Source organism: Mycolicibacterium tusciae, from assembly GCF_002086795.1.
GTDB lineage: Bacteria > Actinomycetota > Actinomycetes > Mycobacteriales > Mycobacteriaceae > Mycobacterium > Mycobacterium tusciae.
In genome coordinates this window covers 1-8,462 of the sequence record NZ_MVIM01000039.1, presented here as the reverse complement: position 1 = coordinate 8,462, position 8,462 = coordinate 1, and the positions used below count along the sequence as shown (strand labels likewise).

The window sequence follows — 8,462 nt, the reverse complement described above, 5'->3', positions numbered from 1 at the left end:
GTTATTAAGACACAGGCCCCCGCGCCCGCGCCGGCCCCCGCACGTATTCCGGTGGCGCGGGCGGAGAGCTTGCCACCGATGACATCGGTGGCACCGACTGTGCCCACTGGAACTGCCGCGCCGTCACCGTCGGTCAGCGCCGGGTCTGCGCCCGCCGGCGCCGCGCCCGCACCGGGTGTCGGCGCGGCGCTGCCGTACGTGGTTCCCGGAGCGGGCCCGGACGGCGGTGTCTCCCCGACGTTCCGGGACGGCATCGCAGCCAAAGCGCCCGCATCCGACATCGCGGCATCTGCCGCGGCCGCCGCGGCGGCGTCGTCGCTGGCAAAACGCAAGGCCCGCCGTAAGCGTGCGCAGCCGATCCACCAGCGCCAGTACGCCGACGCGTACATGGACTACGAACCCGAAGCCGAGGACACCCCGCCGGAACCGCGTTCGCGCATGCGCGCGTCCGAACGCGGTTCTGGGACAGTCGGTTTCACCGGTGCCGCAACGAAGCCGGAGACGGAGCAGGCCACCGGTCTCAGCGAGCTCGCCGGCGACTCGTTCGGCGGCGGTCCCACAGAACCCATGTTGCCCGGCGACTGGGACCAAGAGGGGGGAACGCGCAACTGAGCAGACTGTCCGACCGAATCCGTCCACGACAGAGCTAAGAATCGAAAGGAAAAGCCATGAGCATGTTGGACGCTCACATCCCGCAGCTGGTCTCATCGGAGGCCGCGTTCGCCGCCAAGGCTGCGCTGATGCGCAGCACCATGGCCCAGGCCGAGCAGGCGGCGCAGTCGGCGCAGGCCTTCCACATGGGCGAATCGTCCGCAGCCTTCCAGGCCGCGCACGCCCGCTTCATCGAGGTGTCCGCCAAGATCAACTCGCTGCTCGACATCGCGCAGATCAACCTCGGCGACGCCGCAGGCACATACGTTGCCGAGGACGCCGCAGCGGCCAGCACCTACACCGCAATCTGAGATCTGAACTTCCCGAACTGACGAGAGGAGAACCTGATGTCGCAGATCTTGTACAACTACCCGGCGATGCTCGGGCACGCAGGCGAGATGGCTGGCTATGCCGGTGCGATGCACGGCGTCGGCGCGGACATCGCCGCCGAGCAGGCGGCGCTGGCGGGCGCGTGGCAGGGCGATACCGGAATGACCTACCAGGCGTGGCAGGCGCAATGGAACACCAGCCTCGAGGAACTCGTGCGGGCCTACCGCGCTATGGCGGCCACCCACGAGACGAACACCATGTCGATGAGCGCCCGCGACGCGGCCGAAGGCGCCAAGTGGGGTGGCTGAGGTTCGTTGACCGCTAACGCAGTCGAGCTGACCGCGGAGCAGGCCTGGTTTGTCGCTGATGAGTTGGGCGTAGGGAGCTTTCCCTGGGTTCTCGCCATCACGCCGCCCTACAGCGACCACGCGCAGCGCGCGGCGGTCGCGGCCAGGCTCTCTGCGGAGCTGCAGGCACTGGGGGTGATGACCGGGGACGGGGTCATCGATCCCGGTGTTCGCCAATGGGTCACGACGACGTGCCGGCCCCGGCGCTGGATCGACCTCAGATTCGTTCGCGGATCCGGAAACATGCTGCGCGGCCACGTCGCACGTCGCGTCGAACATGCCGATCAGCACACCGTCGCGCTGCGTGGCGGCGGCCTGATCACGCTGACCGCCTTGAACATCGACCATCCGCAGGCACTGGTGCCCGTCCTGACCGCTGGGCTGCCGGGACGGCCGCCCGCCAAATTCGAGGAGTTCACCATTCCCGCACGGACCGGGGCGCGCGCCGACGAGCAACTGCGCGACGGCGCCGCGCTCGATGACGTCATCGAGTTCCTCGGCATCCCCGCGACAGCGCGCGCAGTCGTGACGGCGGCGTACGCGCCGGACCGCAGCTATGTGGAGATCGTCGCCGGCGACCACCGCGACGGCCATCGCGTCAGCACGAATGTCGGCGTCAGCGTCGTCGATACTCGAGAAGGGCGTGTCCTCGTCACCCCGTCGAAAGCCTTCGATGGGGAATGGATTTCGACCTTCACCCCAGGCACACCGCTGGCCATCGCCACCGCGATGGAGCGGCTCACTTCCACGCTGCCCGACGGGCCGTGGTTCCCCAACCAGCAGTTGACCCGAGACTTCGACTCGGACCAGAGAACGGAACACCAGCAATGGCGTCAGACAGTCAGTTGATCGGCACCAACTCCTCGGCGGTGATGCCCATCGTTCGCGTCGCCGTGCTCGCCTCGGGCGGCCCAGACTCTGCGGGCGGCGGTCGAGTCACGGACATGGCGCTGCCGACAGAGCTTCCGCTGCGCGAGATCCTGCCCGCGGTGAAGCGAATGGCGATGGCGACGGATTACGGCGACTCCTCTGACTCGGTGCAGCTTTCGCTCGCCCCGATCGGTGGTGCGCCGTTCAGCCTCGACGCCACACTGAACACCGTCGGCGTCGTCGACGGCGATCTGCTGGCGCTGCAACCGGTACCGGCTGGGCCGCCCGCGCCGCGGATCGTGGAGGACATCGGCGACGCCGCGGTCATCTTCTCCGCCGCACGAGAAAAGCCTTGGAGTGCAAGCCATATCCAGCGGGGTGCGACACTCGCCGTGATCGCACTCACCCTGACCGCAACGGTGTTCGCTACTGCGCACCGCCTGTCAGTCGGCGGCTACGCCGGGCTCATCGCGGCGTGCGGCGTCGCGGTGCTCTCCGTGCTCGTCACCATGCTCGCGTGGGGGCGCGCGCCGAAACTGGCCACCGCACTGTCGATCACAGCGCTGGCCCCGATCGCCGCGGCTCTCGGACTCTCCGTACCCGGCGAGACCGGCGCGGCGCAGGTGCTGCTTGCCGCGGCCGGCGTGACGGCATGGGCGATCGTCAGCATCACCGTCGCAGAGCGCGCCATCGCGGTCTTCACCGCGGTGACCGTGGTGGGTGTCGCCGCCGTCCTCACCGCCGGTGCTGTCACGATCTGGCAGCTGGACACCGTCGTCATCGCCTCCATCCTGATCGTGCTGGCCCTCGTGGTCACCGTGCAGGCCCCGCAACTCTCCGCGACGTGGTCGCGCCTGCCTGCGCCGGTGATCCCCGCGCCGGGCGACCCGACGCCGCCGCCGCCCTCGCTCAAAGTGCTCGAAGACCTCCCGCGCCGGGTGCGCGTGACCGATTCGCACCAAACCGGTTTCGTCGCAGGCGGTGTGGTGCTCGGGACCGTGGGCACCTCGCTGATTGCCGGCCCGACCGGAGTGTCGTACTGGGCGTGGTACGTCGTGGGCGCGGTCGCGCTCGGCGCCGTGTTGCGCGCCCGGGTGTGGGACTCCGCACCGTGCAAGGCGTGGCTGCTCGCCCAGCCGTTCCTGATGGGTTCCCTGTTCCTCGTGTGGTTCGCCGCCGAGGGCCGCTATAGCGCGGCCTGGTGGACACTGGCGGCACTGGCGGGTCTGACGGCCGTTTTCGTGTTCGCGGCGCTCGCCCCGCGGGTCGCATCGCCGGACACCTATTCGTTGCCGATGCGTCGTCTCGTCGGTTTCCTCGCTTCCGGTGTCGACGCGTCGCTGATTCCGGTGCTGGCGTATCTGGTTGGACTGTTCGCCTGGGTCTTGAATCGGTGACGCCCGCGATGCTGCGTAGTGCGCTTGCGGCCGCGACGACGATGCTGGCCGTCGCGACGGTGGGTTGTCCTGCGGCAGGGGCGATCACGCCGCCCGAACTGGACGCCGGGACGGTACCGCCTTCGGGGGCGCCGGGTCCCGTACAGCCGATGGCGCAGCGCAACCCGTGCGTCGCGACCGGTGTGCTGCCGGGCAGCGATCCCGGTGCGGTGAATCAGAACTCGTCGATGCTCAACCTTTCCGGGGCGTGGAAATACAGCCGCGGCGACGGACAACTCGTGGCGGTACTCGACACCGGCGTGCGGCCAGGGCCACGCCTGCCGAACGTCGACCCGGGCGGCGACTTCGTTGAAACCACCGACGGGCTGGTGGACTGCGACGGACACGGAACTCTGGTGGCCGGCCTCATCGCCGGACAGCCGGGTGACGACGATTTCTCGGGAGTTGCACCTGGCGCGCGGATCCTGTCGATACGGTCGACGTCGGCGCGATACGCACCTCGTGACTCCGGGGAGGATCCCGTGACCGCACGGGTGGCGCTCGACGTCGCAACACTCGCACGGGCCGTCGTTCGCGCGGCCGATCTCGGTGCCCGCGTCATCAACATCTCGGCGGTGACGTGCCTGCCCGCCAACAAGACCGTCGACCAGACCGAGCTCGGTGCCGCGTTGCGTTACGCCGCGGTCGACAAGGACGCCGTCATCATCGCGGCGGCCGGAAACAACAAGGCCGGATTGAATCCTGGTTCAGCGTGTCCGTCGAATCCGCTGTCGGATCCCGGCCGCCCCGAGGACCCGAGAAACTGGGCGGGCGTCACCGAGATCTCGATCCCGTCGTGGTGGCAGCAGTACGTCCTGTCCGTCGGCTCGTTGAATTCCTCCGGCACGGCCTCGGATTTCACGATGGCCGGCCCGTGGGTGGGCATCGCGGCGCCGGGCGAGAACATCACTTCGGTCGGAAACGCCGACGGTGGCGGGCTCGCCAACGCGTTGCCCAGCGACCAGGGTGAGCTTTTCCCCCTCAACAGCGCAAGCTTCGCCGCGGCGTATGTCTCCGGCGTTGCGGCGTTGGTGCGCAGCCGATTTCCGGAGTTGACCGCCGGGCAGGTGGTCGAGCGACTGACGGCGGGCGCGCAGGGGGCGGCTCGCGCGCCGTCCAACCTGACCGGCGCCGGGCTCGTGGATGCCGTCGCGTCGTTGACGTGGGACGTCAGCGCCGCGAGCGACGTCACCGGTGAACCTCGACCCAAACCCATAGCGGCCCCGCCTCAACCGGCACCACCGGAGAACACGCCGCGCACGTTCGCGTTCGTCGGCACCGGTGTGCTGGCGCTGGTCGCCGCCGTCACCGCGGGGGTCGCCGCCCAACGACGAAAGACGGAGACAAAGTGACCATCCGAATCGCGTTCGCGCTGCTTCTCATCGTTCCCGCGGCCATGGCCTATCCGTGGGACTCCGACACCGACTGGTGGATCCTCGGTGTCGCTATCGGCGTCACACTGTTCGTATCCGCCTGGTGGCGTGGACTGTTCGTGACAGAGATGATCGGAGGTGTATTCGCGATATGGCGGCGCAACCACTCCAAGCCGAAGCCAGCGGTGGCCGGCGAAGCCACCGTTGTTTTGCACGTCGACGATCCGGCCGGCATGGGCCTGTCGCTGCCGACGGTGGCCGGGTACGTCGAACGGTTCGGCGTCCGTTGCGACAAGGTCCGGGTGACCAACCGCGACGACGATGGCGTTCGCACGACCTGGATCAGCATGACACTGCGCGCGGTCGACAACCTGGCGGCGCTCAAGGCCCGTTCCGCCGACCTCCCCCTGTCGGACACGGCCCAGATCGTCGGTCGCCGACTCGCCGATCACCTCCGCGAAGGCGGTCTGCTGGCGGTCATCGTCGACGAGGCGCCGACTCCGCTGACCGGTGGCGGCCGCGAGAAGTGGCGCGGAGTCCGGGAGGACAGCGGATTCGTTTCGGCGTACGGAATCCCGGTCGACGACGGCCTCCCCGGTCGGCTTGCCGAGTTGTGGTCGCAGCCAACGGAGACGTGGACAGCACTCGAATTCGGTGGCACCTCAGCACAACCCACGGTGCGAGCACTGTGCGCCATCCGGACTGCCGAGCCGGTGCGCGGTACGCCGATCTCCGGTCTCACGGCCCAACCCGGTATTCACGGACTGTTGCTCACCGCGTTGGCGCCGGGGTCGGCGGAACGCCTCGACATCCCGAGCAGTCCACTGCCACAGGGACTGCTCGAGCCGGCTGGATGGATGGTAGGTGGCCGTTGGTCAGTCGAACATGAAATCGCGCATGAAGCGGGTCATCCTGCGTAGGTAGTCAGGCTGGCTGACGTGCAGGATGTGGTTGCCGGGGAACCAGTGAAACGCACAGCGATCCCAGTGCTCCCATAGCATTTCGGCCTGCTCGGGCGGCGCCAGCCGATCACCGAGACCGGTGATGATCAGGCGCCGGCCCTTGGGAACCAGAGGCTCGTAGTTCAGCGGCGACGAGAACCGTGCCGCGGCCTTGGTGAGCTCCGAGTCGGTATTCGACAGCAGGCTCCGCAATTGGACGACCTTGTTGGCGGGGAACCATTCGTCGACGGTCTGGTCGGGCGCGACGACGGGGACGTTCGGAATGACCGCCTGGATCCGTTCGTCAACGCTGGCGATCAGCGCAGAGGTGTAGCCGCCCAACGACATTCCGGTCAGACTGATGCGGTCGACGCCGGTGAACTCCAGGTAGTCGATGATTGACCTGAAGTCGTGCACGGCCTGTGCCATTGCTTCTGCGAAGCCGGAGAAGCCGTTCGCGAAGAAGCCGTAACCGCTGAACGGTGAGCCTTTTTCGGCGCGGCTGCCGTGGAATGGCATGGTGTACAACAGGACGTCGTAGCCGGACCGGTAGAACCACGGCAGCGAGAAGAACAGTCCGTTGAACAGATACGGCGAACCCATGAAGCCGTGAATCACGCACAGTGTGGGGTGGGGTCCGTCGTCGTGGCGCCAGTGTTGGGCGTGCACCACGTTGTTGCGCGTGAAGCCTTGGCACTGTTCACGCAACGCCGGATTGACGGCTTCGAAGCTGCTGTCGAAACGGATGTTGTGCACGTTGCCCTTGGCGATCCACTCGGCGATCGGACTGGCTGGGCGTGACGCGACGCGCGGCACCTCGGTCGGCGCGGGAAAGGACAACGTGGGGTCTTTCGCCGACGCCAGTTCGGCGTAGAACCTCAATTGATCTTGTTCGGCCCGCGCTCGGCTGCCGCGCAGCCCACCGACGAGCGTCGGCAGCATCGTCGTCGCGAGCAGCGAGGCGATGGCGGTGCGCAGGGCGATGTCGGCCACTGCGGACGAGTCCACGATGAGTCGCTGGCGCAGCGTGAGATCGGCGCGACGCGGGAGTCCTTGGACGGTCGCGTCAGCCCCGGGGACGTCGGGAACGGGAATGGGCGGATCCACCGGGGTGGTGTCCGAAGTGGTCACGTCCGCATCGTAACCCGAGTGCAAGACTGGCCCCATGTGGAATCCCGACGTCTATCTGACCTTCGCCGACCACCGCGGCAGGCCGTTCTTCGACTTGATGTCGCGGGTGGCGGCCGAATCGCCACGGCGGGTGGTCGACCTTGGATGCGGTCCGGGAAACCTCACCGTCAGCCTGGCGCAACGCTGGCCTGACGCCACCATCGAGGCTTGGGACAGTTCACCGGAAATGGTGCAGGCGGCGCGTGAACGCGGTGTCGATGCCGATGTGGGCGATGTGGGCGATTGGGTGCCGCAACCGGACACTGACGTCGTGCTGACCAATGCGGTGCTGCATTGGGTGCCCGACCACGCTGAGCTGTTGGTCCGATGGGCCGGTCAGCTGTCAGCCGGAGCCTGGATCGCGATGCAGGTTCCTGGCAACTTCAACGCCCCGTCGCACGAGGCCGTCCGCACGCTCGCCCGTAGCGACCGTTGGTCAGAGTTGTTGCAGGACTTCCCGTTCCGCGAGGGGCAGGTCGACGACGCGGCGGGATACGCCGCGCTGCTCACTGACGCAGGCTGTCGGGTCGACGCGTGGGAGACGATCTATGTCCACGAGCTCAGCGGCGAGAATCCGGTGCTGCAGTGGATCACTGGAACAGCGCTGACGCCGGTGAAGAGCCGGCTCGACGAGACACAGTGGCAGCAGTTCCGTGAGGAGCTGATCCCGCTGCTCGACGAGGCCTACCCAAAGCGAGCGGACGGCACGACATTCTTCCCGTTCCGCCGGATATTTGTTGTCGCACAGGTGAAGTGAGTGTCAGGTCGGTAGCCCGTCGCGCTCCGCGTCGGCGCGGTAGCGGTCAACCCACACGTCGGAGCGTTGGTCGGCCTGGCGCTCCAGCACCGGCGCTGGCGCCAGTAGGCGATCCTGCCCCAGCGCCTCGAGGATGTCGCCGACGATCTGGGTGAGGTTTCGCCACAACACCGGATACGCCACCTCGATTGGTGTGACGCCCTCCTCGTCGAACCAGCCACGCCAGCCCTTGTCCTGTTCCCGCAGCATCGTGACGACGTGGGCGATCGCTCCTGCGTGGTACTCCGCGCGGGAGTCGCGTCGGGGATCGGGGCGTCCGCGCCAGACGCGGGTCTGTACAGCGCGCCAGAACGAGACGGCCTGAGAGACAACTTCGGGGCGGTGGACGTCCGCGCGGATTCCGCAACCCTTTGACTCACTGCAAGCAACTTATCCCCAATGGCGGTTCTGTCCACAGGGTGGGGTTGAGCTGCTGGTTGGGTAGCGCCGCGACGATTAATGTCGAACTTGTGTTCGATTCGTTGGTGGAGCAGGCGCACCGCAGCCGGGGTGGTGCGGCGGTGGGGGCGTGGGCGCGGGTGGAGAAC

9 protein-coding genes and 1 pseudogene are annotated in these 8,462 nt (G+C 67.7%); 8 read left to right on the top strand and 2 right to left on the bottom strand.

Translation table 11 applies throughout. The features are described 5' to 3' along the window. The 7 genes from BST47_RS29925 to eccE all read left to right on the top strand — a co-directional run. The coding region (locus BST47_RS29925) for a PPW family C-terminal domain-containing PPE protein (RefSeq protein WP_474623431.1) at window positions 1-612 on the top strand (612 nt) is incomplete at its 5' end. Window positions 613-668: 56 nt separating this feature from the next. Next, window positions 669-962: a type VII secretion protein EsxS gene (locus BST47_RS29920; protein ID WP_083129361.1), complete on the top strand. Its 294-nt coding sequence runs from the start codon at window positions 669-671 to the stop codon at window positions 960-962. Between the two features lie 36 nt (window positions 963-998). Further along, window positions 999-1,289 carry a WXG100 family type VII secretion target gene (locus BST47_RS29915; RefSeq protein ID WP_083129360.1) on the top strand — a complete coding sequence of 97 codons (291 nt, stop codon included), beginning with the start codon at window positions 999-1,001 and terminating at the stop codon, window positions 1,287-1,289. 6 nt (window positions 1,290-1,295) lie between these two features. Then, complete coding sequence (locus BST47_RS29910; RefSeq protein ID WP_083129359.1) at window positions 1,296-2,177, top strand: ESX secretion-associated protein EspG; 882 nt, start codon at window positions 1,296-1,298, stop codon at window positions 2,175-2,177. After that, complete coding sequence (gene eccD, locus BST47_RS29905; protein ID WP_272937657.1) at window positions 2,156-3,595, top strand: type VII secretion integral membrane protein EccD; 1,440 nt, start codon at window positions 2,156-2,158, stop codon at window positions 3,593-3,595. The genes BST47_RS29910 and eccD overlap by 22 nt, the downstream gene beginning before the upstream one ends. An 8-nt stretch (window positions 3,596-3,603) precedes the next feature. Further along, the gene (mycP, locus tag BST47_RS29900) at window positions 3,604-4,986 is read left to right on the top strand and encodes a type VII secretion-associated serine protease mycosin (RefSeq protein WP_083129362.1); all 1,383 of its coding nucleotides are present in this window, start codon (window positions 3,604-3,606) and stop codon (window positions 4,984-4,986) included. Continuing rightward, on the top strand, window positions 4,983-5,927 hold the full coding sequence (gene eccE / locus BST47_RS29895; RefSeq protein ID WP_083129358.1) for a type VII secretion protein EccE: 945 nt from the start codon (window positions 4,983-4,985) through the stop codon (window positions 5,925-5,927). The genes mycP and eccE overlap by 4 nt, the downstream gene beginning before the upstream one ends. Here eccE and BST47_RS29890 read toward each other — a convergent pair. Beyond that, the gene (locus BST47_RS29890) at window positions 5,883-7,115 is read right to left on the bottom strand and encodes an alpha/beta hydrolase family protein (RefSeq protein ID WP_083129357.1); all 1,233 of its coding nucleotides are present in this window, start codon (window positions 7,113-7,115) and stop codon (window positions 5,883-5,885) included. The genes eccE and BST47_RS29890 overlap by 45 nt on opposite strands. Here BST47_RS29890 and BST47_RS29885 point away from each other — a divergent pair. Then, window positions 7,114-7,875, top strand: coding sequence for a trans-aconitate 2-methyltransferase (locus tag BST47_RS29885; protein ID WP_083129356.1), 762 nt, complete (start codon window positions 7,114-7,116; stop codon window positions 7,873-7,875). The two genes, BST47_RS29890 and BST47_RS29885, sit on opposite strands and share 2 nt — an antisense overlap. A gap of 3 nt (window positions 7,876-7,878) precedes the next feature. On the opposite strand, the pseudogene BST47_RS29880 reads toward BST47_RS29885, so the two are convergent. Next, window positions 7,879-8,262 (bottom strand): annotated as a pseudogene (locus BST47_RS29880) (Stf0 family sulfotransferase); the annotation flags it as partial. Between the last annotated feature and the right edge of the window lie 200 nt (window positions 8,263-8,462).

Coding starts and splice junctions, on each gene's coding strand:
- BST47_RS29920 (WP_083129361.1), top strand. CDS start 669: ATGAGCATGTTGGACGCTCACATCCCGCAGCTGGTCTCATCGGAGGCC.
- eccD (WP_272937657.1), top strand. CDS start 2,156: ATGGCGTCAGACAGTCAGTTGATCGGCACCAACTCCTCGGCGGTGATG.
- BST47_RS29885 (WP_083129356.1), top strand. CDS start 7,114: ATGTGGAATCCCGACGTCTATCTGACCTTCGCCGACCACCGCGGCAGG.
- BST47_RS29890 (WP_083129357.1), bottom strand. CDS start 7,115: ATGGGGCCAGTCTTGCACTCGGGTTACGATGCGGACGTGACCACTTCG.
- BST47_RS29915 (WP_083129360.1), top strand. CDS start 999: ATGTCGCAGATCTTGTACAACTACCCGGCGATGCTCGGGCACGCAGGC.
- mycP (WP_083129362.1), top strand. CDS start 3,604: ATGCTGCGTAGTGCGCTTGCGGCCGCGACGACGATGCTGGCCGTCGCG.